The organism is Paenibacillus sp. FJAT-26967, assembly GCF_001541095.1.
Classification (GTDB): domain Bacteria; phylum Bacillota; class Bacilli; order Paenibacillales; family NBRC-103111; genus Paenibacillus_F.
Map to the genome: position 1 here is coordinate 1,439,195 of NZ_LMXH01000001.1, position 16,271 is coordinate 1,455,465.

Consider the following 16,271-nt stretch of genomic DNA (forward strand, 5'->3'; position numbering starts at 1 on the left):
TATAACCGTGGCAGAAACCTAAGGCGAAGCCGTACCGGACCCGTTACGCTGTTATTCATGTCGGATCCGGACCCGGCGCATCTGTATATTCAGAAGCCCGGCAAAGCTTCATCTCCCTTAAAGTTCTGTGAAGGAGGTTTTCCCATGCACCAGTTAATATCAGACTTGCAAGCGGCCCAGGTGGGTGAAATCCTGACGAACGAAAAGCTGGCTCCGTATACGACCTGGAAAATCGGCGGTCCTGCCGATCTGCTCATCATCCCGGAAGATAAACAGAAGCTGGCGGCGACCGTCAGGCTCCTGAGGCAGCATGAGACGCCATGGACCATAATAGGGCGGGGATCGAACCTGCTTATTGGAGACAAAGGAATCCGTGGAGCCGTCATTAAATTAAGCCGGGATTTTGAGAACCTGCGTTTTGAAGGAGAAACGGCGTATGTAGGAGGAGCTTATTCGTTTATCAAATTAACCGTAATGGCCGGCAAGGAAGGATTGACCGGGCTTGAATTCGCCGGAGGCATTCCGGGGTCAGTGGGAGGCGCCGTTTACATGAACGCGGGAGCTCATGGGTCTGATGTGTCACGCATTCTTAAACAGGCTGAAGTGCTGCTGGACACAGGGGAATTGATAACCATGCGCAATAGCGACTTGCAGTATGCATACCGGCATTCGGTCCTGCATACGCTGCCCGGCATTGTGACCGAAGCGGTATTCGAACTGAAGTACGGCGACCGCAAGCAAATTGCGAGCGCGCTTGCTGCACACAAAGCCCGCCGTTTGAGAACGCAGCCCCTTCAGCTTGCTTGCGCCGGAAGTGTATTCCGTAATCCGGAAGGCAACCATGCCGCCAAGCTGATAGAAGAGGCCGGCCTCAAGGGAACGATGATAGGCGAAGCCGTCATTTCTCCGCTGCATGCGAATTTCATTGTGAACACCGGCGAAGCGTCGGCCGAGGATGTTCTTGCCCTCATTGCACTGGCTCAGCGCACCGTGCTGGAGAAATTCGGCGTGGAGCTGCAACCCGAAGTACTGGTGGTGGGTGAGAGGTAATTCGGAGGTGAGACATTGGAGAAGTTGGTAATCGAAGGTGGAAAACCCCTCTTGGGAGCCGTTCGGATCCAGGGCGCTAAAAATGCGGCGCTGCCTATTCTGGCGGCAAGCATCATGGCAGCCGGAACCCATACGCTGCGCAATGTCCCGAAACTGCTCGACATTGAAGTAATGCTGGGTATTCTGCGCTCTCTCGGGTGCAGCGCCGAACACGACGGCGATACAGTTGTGCTGGATACAACGCGTTTGAACAGCTCCCATGTTCCGGAAGAGCTGATGAAGCAGATGCGTTCGTCGATTTTCCTGATGGGCCCTCTGCTCACAAGATTCGGCAGTGTTCAGGTGTATCAACCCGGAGGCTGTGCAATCGGGGAACGTAAAATCGATCTGCATCTGAAAGGCCTGGAAGCTCTGGGTGTGGTAATTGAGGAGAAGGGGAATACCATCATTTGCACAGCAGATCGTTTAAGAGGGGCGGACATTACACTTGATTTTCCGAGTGTCGGCGCTACCGAGAATGTGATGATGGCCGCCGTGGTAGCCGACGGTATTACAACCATCTCCAACGCAGCCAGAGAACCGGAAATCCAGGACTTGCAGAACTTTCTGAATGAGATGGGAGCCGATATTATCGGCGCCGGAACAGACACGATTACGATCAGGGGCGTTCAGACCCTTTCCGCCTGCAGTTACAGAATTATTCCGGACCGCATTGTAGCCGGTACTTTTATGGTAGCCGCAGCAGCCACACGGGGAAGTGTGACGCTGGAAGGCGTATGCCCGGCCCATCTGAACTCCGCTATTCATGTGCTTCGCCGCGCAGGTGTTCAAATTACAGTTCACGATGATATAATAAATGTGCATGCTCCGATAAGGCCTAAGGCCGTGGAGCGTATCGTAACCGCGCCGCACCCGTCTTTCCCGACGGATCTGCAATCGCAGGTTATGGTACTTCTTTCCTTAGCCGACGGTGTCAGTATAATGAAGGAAACCATTTTCGAAAGCAGGTTCAAGCATGTAGATGAGTTGACCCGGATGGGGGCGGACATCCATGTTGATTTTAACGCTGCTTTCATAAAAGGAGTTCCAAGATTATACGGGGCAACCGTTGAAGCGACAGATCTTCGAGCGGGCGCTGCCCTTGTTATTGCGGGGCTGGCTGCTCACGGGACTACGGTCGTGGAACAGATTCATCATGTAGACCGGGGATATGACCGTATTGAGGAAATGCTGACATGTCTTGGTGCGCGTATTCGCCGTCAGGCGCCAATTCTGGATGAAACGCCAATTACCAGTGAATAATGCAGTGCCTCTAGTCCCTTCCTGCTTACAGGAGGGGATACGAGGTTTTCAGACTTTCACACATGCATAGGAAATGAGCAGGGGGGTGGTGTGGCTTGCCAGAAGATAATAGAGTCCCGGTTCTGCCGAACCCTAAACCAAGAAGAACACGGACGAACCGCAAACTGCTCATGTTGCTGTTCCTGTTCTTCATCACTATACTAGCCGTGCTGTTCTTTCGTTCATCACTCAGCCGGATCAGTGAGATTCGCATAGAAGGGAACGAAATGCTGACTTCGGCGGAGATAGGACAAGCTGCTGCTGTTCAGGCGGGCGATCATTTCTTTGCAGTCAATACGGAGAGTGTGCGCCAGAAGGTAGCTGCTCTGCATATGGTCCAGACCGCTGAGGTGACCAAGCATTTTCCGGGCGAGCTGCGGGTCGTTGTCCATGAGTACCCTCGTGTCGCTTTTCAAATTGGGGCGGACGGGTCGAGGCAGGCGGTCCTTGCCGATGGTTCTGCGGTTGCAGTTCCCGATGAAGATATTCCTGTTGACAAACCTATTCTGACGGGCTGGTCGGATAAAGACCCGAATAGGAAGGCGCTCTGCCTGGCTCTGTCTGCTATTCCTGCTGGTTATCTGTCGGACATCTCAGAGATTCGTCCGGACCCTTCCGAAGCCTATGGGGATAAAATCAAGATATATACCCGTTCCAAGTTTGAAGTGATTACAACGGTCGGCTATCTGCCGGATAAAATCAAGAATTTGTCCGCTTATATCACCAGCATGCAGGAAAGCAAAGTAACGTCAGGTGTGCTGGTACTACTGGAAACAGACGATCACTTACCGGGCAGCGGTACAGGAACAGGCGACAAGGATGCAAAAGTCAAAGCTCCCAAATCTTCGAATTCTGCTGACAAGCAGACAGAAGCTGCTCCTGGTAAAGCAAGTACAGGAACAAGTACAGGAACAAGTACAGGTAAAAGCTCCCCTCCGCCGGATCAGCGTAAGACAGAGTGATTCGGAAGGTTGTAATTCGGTTAACTGAACCTGTTATGGGCTCCGCAAAATGTCTCTAACAGACTAGAGATATTCTGCCGATAATGAAGGTGGAAGTTAGCGCAAAAGGCATCTGAACAGGGCTGTTTTCTAACCGTATCCTCAGGTAATTCTCAGGAAAATATTACTATCCAGCCTATTAAATTAGTGTTAGAATTGATTTTATGGTATTCTATTTTTACGGTTCGTAAGTAGAAATTATAGACTATGAGGCTTCTTAAAAAAAATGTTGTAAAAAGAGGGAAACAAGCCGTCACGTTGAATAAATGTAAAAAGCAATGACGGGCAATGCCCTGATATCATTTCACAGGAGGTGCCAAGGGCTTGAGCAACAATGACATCATTGTTAGTTTAGACATCGGTACATCCAAGGTTCGTGCTATTATTGGGGAAGTCGTAAACGGAACCATTAATATAATAGGAGTAGGATCCGCCGATTCGGAAGGCGTTCGCAAGGGTGCCATCGTTGATATCGACCAGACTGTACAATCGATCCGCTCTGCGATCGATCATGCTGAAAGAATGGTTGGCATACAAATTACCGATGTTTACGTCGGGATTACGGGGAACCATATCGCGCTTCAGGACAGTCACGGCGTCGTAGCCGTCTCCAATGAAGATCGCGAAATCGGCGAAGAAGACATCGAACGGGTTATACAAGCAGCGAAAGTAATAGCGCTGCCTCCTGAGCGCGAAATTATCGGAATTGTACCTAATCAATATCTGGTAGACGGACAAGAAGGCATACATGAGCCCAGGGGTATGATCGGAGTAAGACTGGAAGTTCAATCCACCATCATCACTGGCGCTAAGATGGGCATACATAATCTGCTCCGTGTTGTAGAAAAATCAGGCTTGAAAGTAGCGGGGTTGATTCTGATGTCACTGGCATCCGGTCAGCTGGCGTTATCGAAGGATGAGAAATCGATCGGAACTGTGCTCGTGGATATCGGAGCAGGCTCGACCACGATCGCAGTGTTCGATCAGGGCAATCTTGTAGCGACGTCTACACTGCCTATCGGCGGTGACTTCATAACCAACGATATTTCAATCGGACTTCGCACGCAAATGGATATTGCGGAGAAGATCAAATTGAAATATGGATGTGCAACGATACAGGATTCCGTTGCGGACCAGGTGTTTAAGGTAAACCGGATCGGTAGTCAGGTGGACAAAGAATTCTCGCAGATTGACTTGGCCAATATTATAGAGCCTCGCGTCCAAGAGATCTTCCACCTTATCCGCACGGAGACACATCGCCTTGGATATGGAGATCCGGCTGGCGGTTACGTCCTTACAGGAGGTACCGTATCTTTACCCGGGACGCTCATTATCGCCCAGGAAGAATTAGCTGCAACTGTTCGTATCGCAGTGCCTGATTATATCGGGGTACGCGATCCTGCGTATACAAGCGGAGTTGGAATCATCCAATTTGTATGTAAGTTTATGCGAAACCGCCCGGTCAGTGCAACGCCGAAGAAGCAGGCAGCTAAACCAGCTGCTGTCAAAACACCCCAGACTGAATCAAGCCCTGGCTGGTTTGACAAAGTCAAAAATTTTCTCAAAGAATTTATTTAACGGGACAAGATCAGCTGTTTCTTAGGCTTCTTTACCGGTTATGGATACAAGTGTCCTGCCATAGACCGATGAGTGTTCAATGGCGGCGGGACAAGCACACCATTATACATCCAACAGAATGACTCGAAGTGTGTGCAGCTCTTAAGAATGCCGTGCCTAATAGGCGCGTTACCCATTTTGAGCAGTAAGCTCACGGAAAGTTAAGTTAGGGGGACATTGACTGCTATGTTTGAATTTGATCTGGATATAGAACAACTGGCCCAGATAAAAGTCATCGGTGTAGGCGGCGGCGGTAGTAATGCAGTTAACCGGATGATTGAAAATGGAGTGCAGGGTGTCGAATTCATTACGGTGAATACGGATGCCCAAGCCCTTCATCTGGCCAAATCGGAGCATAAGCTCCAAATCGGGGATAAATTGACTCGTGGATTAGGAGCGGGCGCTAATCCTGAGGTAGGTAAGAAAGCGGCAGAAGAATCACGTGATATTATCATGAACACCCTTAAGGGCGCTGATATGGTGTTTGTGACCGCAGGGATGGGCGGCGGCACAGGTACTGGTGCAGCTCCTGTAATTGCTGAGATTGCCAAAGAGTGCGGCGCGCTTACGGTTGGTGTTGTAACTCGCCCGTTTACTTTTGAAGGACGCAAGCGTGCTTCACACGCAGAGCAGGGGATTGCCGCTCTGAGAGAAAAAGTAGATACTCTTATTGTCATTCCGAATGACCGGCTTCTTGAGATTGTCGATAAGAAAACACCGATGCTGGAAGCATTCCGCCAAGCGGATAACGTGCTTCGTCAAGGTGTGCAAGGCATCTCGGACCTGATTGCGGTACCGGGACTCATTAACCTTGACTTCGCTGACGTGAAGACGATTATGACGGAACGCGGTTCTGCTCTTATGGGAATCGGTGTAGCTACGGGCGAGAATCGTGCCGCTGAAGCTGCTAAGAAAGCGATTATGAGTCCGTTGCTTGAAACTTCGATTGAAGGCGCACGGGGCGTACTGATGAATATTACAGGCGGTAACAATCTTAGTCTGTATGAAGTGAATGAAGCTGCAGATATTGTCGCTTCTGCTTCTGATATTGAGGTAAACATGATCTTCGGTGCGGTAATTAACGAGAACCTCAAAGAAGAAATTATGGTTACGGTGATCGCGACCGGCTTTGAGCATAATCCGCAGCCGCCGCAGCCACAGAATCGCCGTCCGGGCACACAGCATATGACACAGCCCGAGACTCAGCAAACCCAGCAGCAGACCGAGCAGCAGCGAGTTAACAACTTGCGGCCGTTTGGCGGACAGCCGGGGGATCTTGAAGTACCTACGTTCCTTCGGAACCGTGGACGCAATAACCTCGACAAATAATTCCTTTACGGACTTCTTTTATTCGGAGACATCATACATCTTCGGGCAAAAGCCGTTATAACCGAAATACTTCGGTTATGACGGCTTTTTTCTTTTCCCCCAACATGCGACAAAAATAGTTGGCCGTCTTCCGCACGTTTAGACAGACTTTGAAGTTACAGTTTAATATACTAGTTTCATCCGCTCGGGGGTGAGGAAAATTGGTCGTTTACGCGGATCTGATTTTCCTGTTGAACGTCGTGATTGATGCGGCAATTTTATTCGTAACCGCTAGGACGCGCAGACTCTCCTTTAATCCATGGAGAATGGTTCTATCTGCAGCGCTGGGTGCGTCTTACGTAGTCATGATGTTTGTACCGCCTTTGTCATTTTTGTTTACGTTTGTCATTAAGCTTTTCGTCTCCCTAGGTATGATCTGGATCGCTTTCGGCTTTGGCAGTTTGCAGCAATTTCTACGTACTCTTGGCACTTTTTACTTGGTCAATTTTGCAGGAGCCGGCGGTATATTCGGTTTAAACTATGTGTTCCAAACTTCTGGAGATATCATGAATGGAATTTTATTCAGTCAGACCGGTACAGCGAGTTTTACTCTGAGAATCGAAACATGGACCGTGATTCTGCTTGGCGGAGGCACCTTGGTGCTGTACCGGCTGATTTTTGCGGGCGTCAAACGAAAGGAGGAACTGACCACTCATTTAGCTGAAGTGACGGTTGTAATCGAAGGGGTAGTGTTTCAGTGTACAGGCTTAATTGATACGGGGAACCAGTTGTATGATCCGCTGACCCGTACGCCGGTTATGGTAATGGAAGCCTCAAGGTTATCGGCGCAGCTCCCGGATTCATGGCTGAAACGGATTCGCGCGGCTGAAGTAGAACAGATCATTACGGCAATGGGTACAGAAGGAGAGTTTGTGTGGCAGGACCGCTTGAGGCTGATACCGTATCGGGGAGTGAACCGCAGTACTCAATTTATGCTGGCGATTAAGCCGGATAAAGTAATCATCACTCAAAGCAGCGGCCAAGTAGAAGCAACGAAGGTACTGATTGGACTAGACGGCGGTCAATTGTCCGGGGACGGGGCATATCATGCCATTATTCATCCGAAGCTGGTGGATGCCAGTTAAAGAAAGGTTATGAGTGGGAGGAAGCTGTTATGCGGGTCAAATGGAAATTACAGATGCTTATTTTTTACTACCGTTTTCTAATCTTATTAGGTCTAAAAGGGGAAGAAATTTATTACATAGGAGGAAGCGAAGCGCTGCCTCCGCCTTTGACAAGGGAAGAAGAAGAATATTTGCTGGGAAAACTGCCGTCCGGCGATGCCGCTATCCGCGCCATGCTGATCGAACGCAACCTCCGGCTGGTTGTCTATATAGCTCGCAAGTTTGAGAACACCGGAATCAATATTGAGGATCTTGTCTCCATTGGAGCCATCGGCCTCATAAAAGCGGTGAATACGTTCGATCCGGAAAAGAAAATCAAGCTGGCTACCTACGCATCACGCTGTATTGAAAATGAAATTCTGATGTACCTGCGCCGCAACAGTAAAATCCGCTCCGAGGTTTCATTTGATGAGCCGCTCAATATTGATTGGGACGGCAACGAGCTTCTGCTCTCGGACGTTCTCGGTACGGAGAACGACACGATATACCGCAATATCGAAGAGCAGGTAGACCGCAAGCTGCTGCATAAAGCACTGGATAAGTTGACGGAGCGCGAACGTACGATCATGGAGCTTCGCTTTGGCCTTCAGGATGGCGAGGAGAAGACGCAGAAGGATGTCGCGGATCAGCTTGGTATATCCCAGTCCTATATTTCCCGTCTGGAAAAGCGCATTATCAAACGTCTTCGTAAAGAGTTTAATAAAATGGTTTAACCCCAAGCCTATCACATATGTGGTAGGCTTCTTTATAAGAAGGAATAAGAAAGCGGGAAAGAGAAGGATGAAGATTAGCGGAACAATACAATCAACCATAAAGGCCATTATTTTTATACTCCTGTTAAGTAGCTGTGCTTTTAAGCAAACAGATCCAAATCTTTTGGAAGAGAAATATACGGGCGAAGATTCGTGCGGAAACAAAATCGAGCAGAATTTGAAGCTGGAGCGAATGGTTCTGCTTTATGAAAATCAGGATGAATTGATGAATAGGTTGAATTTATCGTCCCGAATTATTCCATGGGATCGTGAGCAAGCGGGATTAAAAGCCTATGAATGGGCTGACTTAAATGAAATCCAAAAAGCCGAACCGGATGCAGTTATTGCCTTGTCAGACCATATCGATGAGAGAGCCTGCTTACTGTCCGACAAACTTGGTAATTCGGGCATCCAGCCCTTATTTTTTGAGGCTAAGAATATTCGCGAGCTGCAAGTAGCGATTCGGGAACTTGGCGTACTAACGGGCCGGGCAACTGAAGCGAAGCAATGGGTAGAGGAAGTGAACCAAAGCGTCCAGTACGTTAGGAACGTTGTAGAAAAGAATACTGTAAAGAAAGTTTACTGGGAACTTTCTTTTCAGCAGGATCAAGCAAATCATGCCGGTTATACAGGCTTGACATTGCCAGGCACTCATTGGCTGAATGATGTCATAAAGGTGGCAGGCGGCATTAATATCGCAGAGGATGAAAGCACGGGCAAGTCCAATCCCTATGTTCATCTGAATGAGAGCAACATCGTGGAGGAAGATCCGGATGTTATTTATACTGCTGATTATTCAAAAGCATCAACTTCTTTTATACATCCTGACAAACGTTCAGGCTGGTCCTCTATTAAAGCGGTAAAGAACCGTCAAATATTTGAAATTAAGGAGCAGGCGTATCGCTTGGACAAACTGCCGGAAACAATAACCTGGCTGGCTGAACATTTACATCCTGAGGTCTTTTAATTTTTTTCAGAAAAAAATTCTCGATTCATGAAAGCGAATTCGAACCAACAAGGGCAGGAGAGAGCAATTTTTCCGCACTTGTCAAGCGTGTAAGACCACAGATTCAAGCGCATAAAAACACGGTCCCCGGAGATAATTAACAGTAATGTTTCTCCTTGGGAGGTAATCACCGTGACCAGAAATAAAGTCGAAATATGTGGTGTCGATACCGCCAAACTACCTGTTCTTACAAATGTAGAAATGCGTGAGCTTTTCGCTAACCTGCAAACGAAGAACGACAGATCTGCAAGGGAGAAACTGGTTAATGGCAACTTGAGACTGGTTCTCAGTGTCATTCAGCGTTTCAATAACCGCGGCGAGTTCGTCGACGATCTTTTTCAGGTGGGTTGTATCGGTCTTATGAAAGCTATAGACAACTTTGATCTGGGCCAGAATGTTAAGTTCTCTACTTATGCGGTGCCGATGATTATAGGTGAAATACGCAGATATTTACGGGACAATAACCCGATCCGTGTTTCCCGGTCGTTGCGGGACATTGCCTATAAAGCTCTACAAGTACGCGATAATCTGACCAACATAAATTCACGCGAACCTACCGTCTACGAAATATCGGAGGCGCTGAATGTACCGAAAGAAGATGTCGTATTTGCACTGGATGCCATTCAGGACCCTGTATCGCTGTTTGAACCCATTTATCATGACGGTGGAGATCCTATTTATGTAATGGACCAGATTAGCGATGAGCGCAACAAAGATATGTCTTGGATCGAAGGCATTGCGCTAAGAGAAGCCATGAGAAAGCTGGGCTCCCGTGAAAAAATGATTTTGTCGATGCGGTTCTTCGAAGGTAAAACGCAAATGGAAGTCGCCGATGAGATCGGCATTTCTCAAGCTCAGGTATCCCGGTTAGAGAAATCGGCTATCTCACAGATGCAAAAGTACGTGAGAAGCTGATTCCAGGTTTTGAAGCTACAAGTAAATGAACGAAATTGAAAGCCCGGGGCACCGGGCTTTTTTTGCAATTTATCTGTACACAGCAGTCCGCCTTTCTTCATTAATCCTACACAAGGAGGATTTCTTACGTTTAGCAGGACATTTTGACCGGGTCTTTCATATACTAGAGTAAACGGGCGAATAACCTGAAAGCGTGGGGACGGTACAATGAAAATATCGGATTTTCAGACGAAAGACGTCATTAATATCGTCGACGGGAAGAAGCTCGGCCAAATCAGTGATCTGGAACTTGACCTCCGGCAGGGCAGGATCGACTCCATTGTAGTTCCTAATAACAGCAAGTTTTTTGGTTTGTTTGGCGGAGGGACGGATATTATCATCCCTTGGAAACACATCGTCAAAATCGGCGCGGATGTGGTGCTCGTAAAGCTGGATGATGCCAAAACTCACCGGGCTGTAGAAGAAAGCGAAACAGTTGATTATAATCGCAGCGGACGGGGGTAATAAAAGAAGATAAACGCTTCGGAGCTGTGATTACGTTCCTCTTAATACGGGGACAACAGGTGCAATAACGATACAGGGGAACTTGGATCATATAATAATTTCCAATAGGAAGCAGCCAACTGAGCTGAGTCCAGATAGATTTTTGTCGTTCCTTGACTGCTTGTGATACACTTGAACAAGCACAAGGACGTTGCACGAGGCGAAACAGGAGGGACAAGCATGGAACCGTTTGTACGTACGAGAACTAACGCAGGGGAGCCGGAGCTGTTTGTGCTTTCCGGGCTGCAGGAACGTTTTCCTTTTCTGCAGGCCGGATTCACTTCGCGGCACGGCGGTGTAAGCTCGGCGCCTTTTGATTCGCTGAACATGGGTCTTCATGTCAATGACGGGGAGGACGACGTCATTGACAACCGCAAGAAGCTCGCAGAGGCCCTGAATGTCCCTTTCGGAGCCCTCACTTTCGGCGAGCAGGTCCACGGCAAAGATGTTGCCGTTGTCAGCGCAGAGATGAAAGGAAAAGGGCGATTGTCCCGGGCCGATGCTCTTCAGGATACGGACGCCTTCGTGACTGCCGACAAAGGCGTTATGTTGTGTGCCTTGTTTGCGGACTGCGTGCCGATTTATTTGATTGATCCGGTAAACCGGGTTGTCGGTCTGGCTCATGCTGGCTGGAAAGGCACTGTGCTTAATATTGGGGCGGCGACACTGGCTTCCATGTCCCGGTCTTTCGGAAGTCGTCCTGACGAGGTGTACGCAGCCATAGGGCCCTCTATAGGGGCCTGCTGCTATGAAGTCGATGATACTGTTGCTGATCGCGTCTACAAGGCGCATGAGGAGATAGGTGCCCCGCAGGAAGATACAGATCGTGTCGTAATGCCTCAAAATAAAGGTAAATACCAATTAAATCTTCAGGAATGCAACCGACAATTTCTTGAGAAAGCAGGAATTTTGTCGTCACGCATAGAAGTAACAAAGTTATGTACAAGCTGTGCAACCGATTCGTTTTATTCCCACCGTAAAGAAAAGGGATTAACAGGTCGGATGGCCGCTTGGATCGGTCTGAGAGAGGAATAAACCGGCTTATACGGTTAGTCTTGAAGACAGCAAGAAAGGAGTGAACCGCAGCTGATGAATTTGCAAGCCCGCATAGATGAAGTGGATCGGCGCGTGGAGGCAGCGTGCAGGCGGTCCGGCCGTAACTCTGCCGATGTGCGAGTAATTGCGGTCACTAAATATGTTTCATTGGAAGCGACACGCGAAGCTCTTGACCATGGGTTGAATCAGGTTGGTGAGAACCGCTGGCAGGATGCTAAGGAAAAGTGGGAAGCGTTGGGACAACGGGGGGAGTGGCACTTTATCGGTCATCTCCAGACCAACAAAGTCAAAGAGGTTATAGGCAAGTTTGCTTATATTCATTCTTTGGACCGTTTATCGCTTGCTAAAGAGTTGGAGAAAGAAGCAGCCAAAAGAAATATTACTGTGGATTGCTTTATTCAAGTGAATGTTTCCGGAGAAGAATCCAAATATGGGCTTCCGCCTCAGGAATTGGAAGCATTCGCGGAACAACTGCTTTCGTATTCTCATTTGCGCATCGTAGGCTTAATGACTATGGCTCCGCTGGAATCGGAAGCAGAGGCAACCCGTCCCGTATTCAGGCAGCTTAGAGAGCTGAGGGATCAACTGAACGCGCGAGAAATCCTGCCTTATCCTGTCCCTCATTTGTCGATGGGGATGTCGGGAGACTTCGAAGTAGCCATTGAAGAGGGGGCGACTTGGGTTCGGCTCGGTTCGGTCCTAGTCGGCAAGTCTTAGCTTATAGGAATTTTAGTGCAGGTTCGTCGTTAGCGGCAACTACACCATCTTATCCATAAAAGGAGGAAAATCAGGATGGGCGTTATGAACAAATTCATGAATTTTATCGGGCTGCAGGAGGAAGAAGAGATTGTGGAGCGTGAAAGAATCATCGAAACTCCAGAAGAACCTGAAACCCCTTTGCAGGAACAACGTACGAAACAACAGCAAAATAAAAATAACATTGTAAGTATTCATTCACAGAAGAACAGCCGGGTAGTACTCCATGAACCGCATTCCTTCGACGATTCGCAAGAAATTGCCGATCATCTGCGCTCACGCAGAACCGTTGTCGTTAATTTGCAAAGAGTTCGCCCCGAACAAGCCGTTCGGATTTTTGACTTTCTGAACGGAACCGTGTATGCGCTCAATGGTTCGATCTCCAAAATCGGACCGAATATATTCCTGTGCGCCCCGGATTCGGTTGAAATTCAAGGTTCCATTTCGGATTTTCTGCATGAAGCTTAGCATTGGATAAAAAGGTTGAGGTGAAGGCGATTGCTTTTTCAAATCTACTCATTAATTGACACACTTGCTCAAATTTACTTCTACATGATTTTCGGCTATGTATTGTTATCCTGGTTCCCTAATGCCCGGGAAAGCTTTATTGGAGAAATGCTCGCCAAGCTGGTGGAACCTTACTTGAGCGCATTCCGCCGGTTTATCCCTCCAATCGGCCCGCTGGATATTTCGCCAATCGTAGCAATGGGTGTTTTCTGGCTAGTCGTCAATGGACTCAAAGTAGTCATCGGTTTTATCTATGGATGGATCGGTGGCTAAGGGAATCTACGGACATTTTCATCCGGATGAGCATGCGTTCGTAGACCGGGCTCAGGAGTGGATCGAGAATGCGTCCCACCACAAAGTAAAACGGACCGATTTTCTGGATCCGAGGCAATCGTTTATCGTATCGACTTTAATAAATCGGAATCCCGATGTGCAGATACGACTGGATGGCGGATTTCCGGATGCGGAGAGAAGAAGGGCGATAATCGGCCCGGATTATCTCGATATGGCTAGTGAGGACATGGGCCTCAGAGTTCTGTCGGTCGAGTCCGGAGACAGCAAATTCCAGACCCTTACTCACGGCGACTATATGGGCGCGATACTGGCGCTTGGCATGAAGCGGGATAAAGTAGGAGATATCCATGTTTCTCCGGAAGGCTGCCACTTTGTTGTAGCGGAAGAGGCTGCCGATTATTTGCATCTTCACCTGAGCCAGGTTCATCGTGTTCATGTCGTGACCGAAATTCTGCCCATCGACAAGCTGATAGCTTCACCTGTCAGGCTGGAAGAGATGACATTGTCTGTCGCATCTTTGCGCCTGGATGGTGTGGTTAGTGATGTTTTCAGACTAAGCCGGGCTAAAGTGCTGGTTCCTATTGGAGCGGGTAAATGCAAGGTGAACTGGAAGCCCGAGGAGAATCCGAGTGTTCCGCTCAAAGAAGGAGACGTCGTTTCTTTACAAGGCTTTGGGCGATTCCGTGTGCTCGAAGTAGAGGGCACGACGAAAAAAGGCAGGATGCGGATTAAGATAGGTAAATATGCTTAACAGGGATAGATGCGAGAAATGAAGGATTTCTGATCTTTCTGTCGAAAGCCTACAATACCCATCAATATTTTCATAACCATACAAACGCTCCAACCGGTTAACATTTTAGGAGGTGCACCATGCCCTTAACACCACTGGATATACATAATAAAGAGTTTGCACGCTCATTCCGGGGCTATGATGAGGATGCGGTCAATGAGTTTTTGGATCAGGTCATCAAAGATTATGAAGCGATTATCCGTGAAAACAAAGAGCTGCAGAATCAAATTTTGGCCCTTCAAGAACGATTGGACCATTTCTCCAATATCGAGGAAACGCTAAGTAAAACCATTATCGTCGCACAGGAAGCTGCCGATGAAGTGAGGAATAACGCGAAGAAAGAAGCACAGCTCGTTCTTAAGGAAGCAGAGAAGAACGCTGACCGGATCATTAACGAATCACTGACCCGCTCCCGCAAAATCTCTGTGGAGACCGAAGAGCTTAAGAAGCAGGCTTCCATTTACCGTACCCGTTTCCGTACCCTTTTGGAAGCGCAGCTGGAACTGCTTCAAGATGACGGTTGGAAAACACTTGATCACGACAGAGTGCTGGAGCTGGAGAAATAACAATGTCCTAAGCCGGGTACGCGCGCTTTATTGATGTTCGTACTTGGAAGCGGCTAGGCTTCTATTTAACTGAATCTATGCAAAAGCGATGACTGGATTCAAGCCGCGAGCTCTAAACTTCTCATCCCTTTGGGATGCAGAAGTTTTTTCAATTCCGCAGGCCCTGTGTGGATACAGTCATACAAATATCCGTCGCTAATAGCGAGAATTGTAGAGGGGTTCCGGATAGTGACTGCTGGAATGGGGCACAACAAGGAGTATCCGACACTTTGCCGGTACCATCTGCAGGTGTCGCATCTCAGTTCCTGGTAACGTAGTACAGGGGACAAGACCCTATGTTCCGCTGTTACATGAATAGGACTGAGCACTGTGAAAGCAGGAGCGTACTCTATGGACTTTATGGATAAAACCAGCACGGAAGAAAAAGACGAATCCTTGAACGATTCATCGGCAGAAGTTAGCGATATCCGCTTGCTGAATCAAATTCATGCGAAGGTAACAGAAATTTCCGCAAACATAGAACGAACACAAATTGCGGATTATGTAGATCTGATGAACAAACCGCGCAAGCTCATTCTGGGCAATCTCATAGCGGGTGTAACCCGGGGAGTCGGATTGGGTCTAGGGATCACGGTATTTGCAGGAACGATTTTGTATGCGCTGAAAGCATTGGGGGCCCTTAATCTGCCGATTGTAGGAGAATACATTGCGGATATAGTGGAGTATGTGCAATTTCAGCTAGAAGGCCGCCGGTTCTATTAATTGGAGGAGAAAAACGCAGAGACTGGCCATCAGCTCTGCGTATCCTCCGAATCATAGTCCGGTTCAAGAAGCGGGTCCCCTTCGTTGTTATCGAGATAAGACCGGTAAGCTTTATTCCGTATAATTGTGAGATGATTACCGTATATATCGGTGGCAAGAAAACTTTCGAAAGGTTCCACATACCCGTCCAATTCATCCGCTTCGATGGCCATGTCGTTGTAATCCGATACCTGATTGTCTTCGGCCATAGCGGGGGAGTTGGAGGTTCCCCAACTTTCCACGATTTGCCAGGCGTCTTCTCCATCAAACTGATTTTGCTCAGGGAGTTCATCCAGGCTGGTCCGGCCAAAGGGAGGGGCTAGAACGGCTTCCTCTAAAGGCCGGCGGTCGGAGGCATAGCGATCCGGAACATGCTCATAGCAGTACAATGTCGTTGGAATGGCGCTTAGTCTTTCAAAAGGAATAGCTTTGCCGCATTCGGCACATAGACCATAGGTTCCTGCATTCATTTTCTCGAGAGCCAGGTTGACCTGGTTCAAATGATTTTCTACATTCTCCAGCAGCGAGATATCTTTCTCCCGTTCAAAAAGCTCGGTTCCCAGATCGGCAGGATGGTTATCGTATGTGGATAATTCGCCCGTATTGTCCCGTAATGAATCACGCAACCCGAAGTGCTCGTCATTTTCAAGCTGCTTATTAAGTTCTTGCCGCTCTGTCATCAATTGTTGCCTGATTTGTCCGATTTGCTGCGTATTTAATGATAACACGGGGTTTACAACTCCCTTCGGAAGGTTGGCCTATACAGATAGGGTTTACGAAGGGC

18 protein-coding genes are annotated in these 16,271 nt (G+C 48.3%); 17 read left to right on the plus strand and 1 reads right to left on the minus strand.

All coding sequences use genetic code 11. The features are described 5' to 3' along the window. The first annotated feature begins 144 nt into the window (after positions 1 to 144). From murB to AR333_RS06390, 17 genes are all read left to right on the plus strand, one after another. The gene (gene murB / locus AR333_RS06310) at positions 145 to 1,050 is read left to right on the plus strand and encodes a UDP-N-acetylmuramate dehydrogenase (protein ID WP_068774431.1); all 906 of its coding nucleotides are present in this window, start codon (positions 145 to 147) and stop codon (positions 1,048 to 1,050) included. Between the two features lie 15 nt (positions 1,051 to 1,065). Next, positions 1,066 to 2,352, plus strand: coding sequence for a UDP-N-acetylglucosamine 1-carboxyvinyltransferase (gene murA / locus AR333_RS06315; protein ID WP_068774432.1), 1,287 nt, complete (start codon positions 1,066 to 1,068; stop codon positions 2,350 to 2,352). Positions 2,353 to 2,447: 95 nt separating this feature from the next. Further along, the gene (locus tag AR333_RS06320; protein ID WP_253735734.1) at positions 2,448 to 3,353 is read left to right on the plus strand and encodes a cell division protein FtsQ/DivIB; all 906 of its coding nucleotides are present in this window, start codon (positions 2,448 to 2,450) and stop codon (positions 3,351 to 3,353) included. A 363-nt stretch (positions 3,354 to 3,716) separates the two neighbouring features. Continuing rightward, on the plus strand, positions 3,717 to 4,970 hold the full coding sequence (gene ftsA / locus AR333_RS06325) for a cell division protein FtsA (RefSeq protein ID WP_068774433.1): 1,254 nt from the start codon (positions 3,717 to 3,719) through the stop codon (positions 4,968 to 4,970). Positions 4,971 to 5,195: 225 nt separating this feature from the next. Continuing rightward, on the plus strand, positions 5,196 to 6,338 hold the full coding sequence (gene ftsZ, locus AR333_RS06330) for a cell division protein FtsZ (RefSeq protein WP_068774434.1): 1,143 nt from the start codon (positions 5,196 to 5,198) through the stop codon (positions 6,336 to 6,338). A gap of 200 nt (positions 6,339 to 6,538) precedes the next feature. Continuing rightward, positions 6,539 to 7,462: a sigma-E processing peptidase SpoIIGA gene (spoIIGA, locus tag AR333_RS06335; protein ID WP_068774435.1), complete on the plus strand. Its 924-nt coding sequence runs from the start codon at positions 6,539 to 6,541 to the stop codon at positions 7,460 to 7,462. Between the two features lie 29 nt (positions 7,463 to 7,491). After that, entirely contained in the window at positions 7,492 to 8,214 is a 723-nt protein-coding gene (gene sigE / locus AR333_RS06340; RefSeq protein ID WP_068774436.1) for an RNA polymerase sporulation sigma factor SigE, read from the plus strand. A 67-nt stretch (positions 8,215 to 8,281) separates the two neighbouring features. Next, positions 8,282 to 9,220 (plus strand): ABC transporter substrate-binding protein, encoded by a 939-nt coding sequence (locus AR333_RS06345; protein ID WP_068774437.1) that lies wholly within the window; start codon positions 8,282 to 8,284, stop codon positions 9,218 to 9,220. A 171-nt stretch (positions 9,221 to 9,391) separates the two neighbouring features. Continuing rightward, positions 9,392 to 10,174: an RNA polymerase sporulation sigma factor SigG gene (sigG, locus tag AR333_RS06350; RefSeq protein ID WP_068774438.1), complete on the plus strand. Its 783-nt coding sequence runs from the start codon at positions 9,392 to 9,394 to the stop codon at positions 10,172 to 10,174. A 207-nt stretch (positions 10,175 to 10,381) separates the two neighbouring features. Continuing rightward, positions 10,382 to 10,678: a YlmC/YmxH family sporulation protein gene (locus AR333_RS06355; RefSeq protein ID WP_068774439.1), complete on the plus strand. Its 297-nt coding sequence runs from the start codon at positions 10,382 to 10,384 to the stop codon at positions 10,676 to 10,678. A 219-nt stretch (positions 10,679 to 10,897) separates the two neighbouring features. Continuing rightward, positions 10,898 to 11,752, plus strand: coding sequence for a peptidoglycan editing factor PgeF (gene pgeF, locus AR333_RS06360; protein ID WP_068774440.1), 855 nt, complete (start codon positions 10,898 to 10,900; stop codon positions 11,750 to 11,752). Between the two features lie 54 nt (positions 11,753 to 11,806). Beyond that, complete coding sequence (locus AR333_RS06365; protein WP_068774441.1) at positions 11,807 to 12,490, plus strand: YggS family pyridoxal phosphate-dependent enzyme; 684 nt, start codon at positions 11,807 to 11,809, stop codon at positions 12,488 to 12,490. A 75-nt stretch (positions 12,491 to 12,565) separates the two neighbouring features. Continuing rightward, positions 12,566 to 12,997 carry a cell division protein SepF gene (locus AR333_RS06370; RefSeq protein ID WP_068774442.1) on the plus strand — a complete coding sequence of 144 codons (432 nt, stop codon included), beginning with the start codon at positions 12,566 to 12,568 and terminating at the stop codon, positions 12,995 to 12,997. Positions 12,998 to 13,027: 30 nt separating this feature from the next. Beyond that, positions 13,028 to 13,309, plus strand: coding sequence for a YggT family protein (locus AR333_RS06375; RefSeq protein ID WP_068774443.1), 282 nt, complete (start codon positions 13,028 to 13,030; stop codon positions 13,307 to 13,309). Then, positions 13,290 to 14,081 carry an RNA-binding protein gene (locus AR333_RS06380; RefSeq protein WP_172798805.1) on the plus strand — a complete coding sequence of 264 codons (792 nt, stop codon included), beginning with the start codon at positions 13,290 to 13,292 and terminating at the stop codon, positions 14,079 to 14,081. Before AR333_RS06375 ends, AR333_RS06380 begins: the two co-directional genes overlap by 20 nt. 119 nt (positions 14,082 to 14,200) lie before the next feature. Further along, entirely contained in the window at positions 14,201 to 14,686 is a 486-nt protein-coding gene (locus AR333_RS06385; RefSeq protein WP_068774445.1) for a DivIVA domain-containing protein, read from the plus strand. Positions 14,687 to 15,076: 390 nt separating this feature from the next. After that, the gene (locus tag AR333_RS06390) at positions 15,077 to 15,448 is read left to right on the plus strand and encodes a DUF5665 domain-containing protein (RefSeq protein WP_253735735.1); all 372 of its coding nucleotides are present in this window, start codon (positions 15,077 to 15,079) and stop codon (positions 15,446 to 15,448) included. A gap of 29 nt (positions 15,449 to 15,477) precedes the next feature. Here the strand turns inward: AR333_RS06390 and AR333_RS06395 are convergent, their stop codons facing one another. Further along, entirely contained in the window at positions 15,478 to 16,215 is a 738-nt protein-coding gene (locus AR333_RS06395; protein ID WP_084783517.1) for a TraR/DksA C4-type zinc finger protein, read from the minus strand. Positions 16,216 to 16,271: the final 56 nt, after the last annotated feature.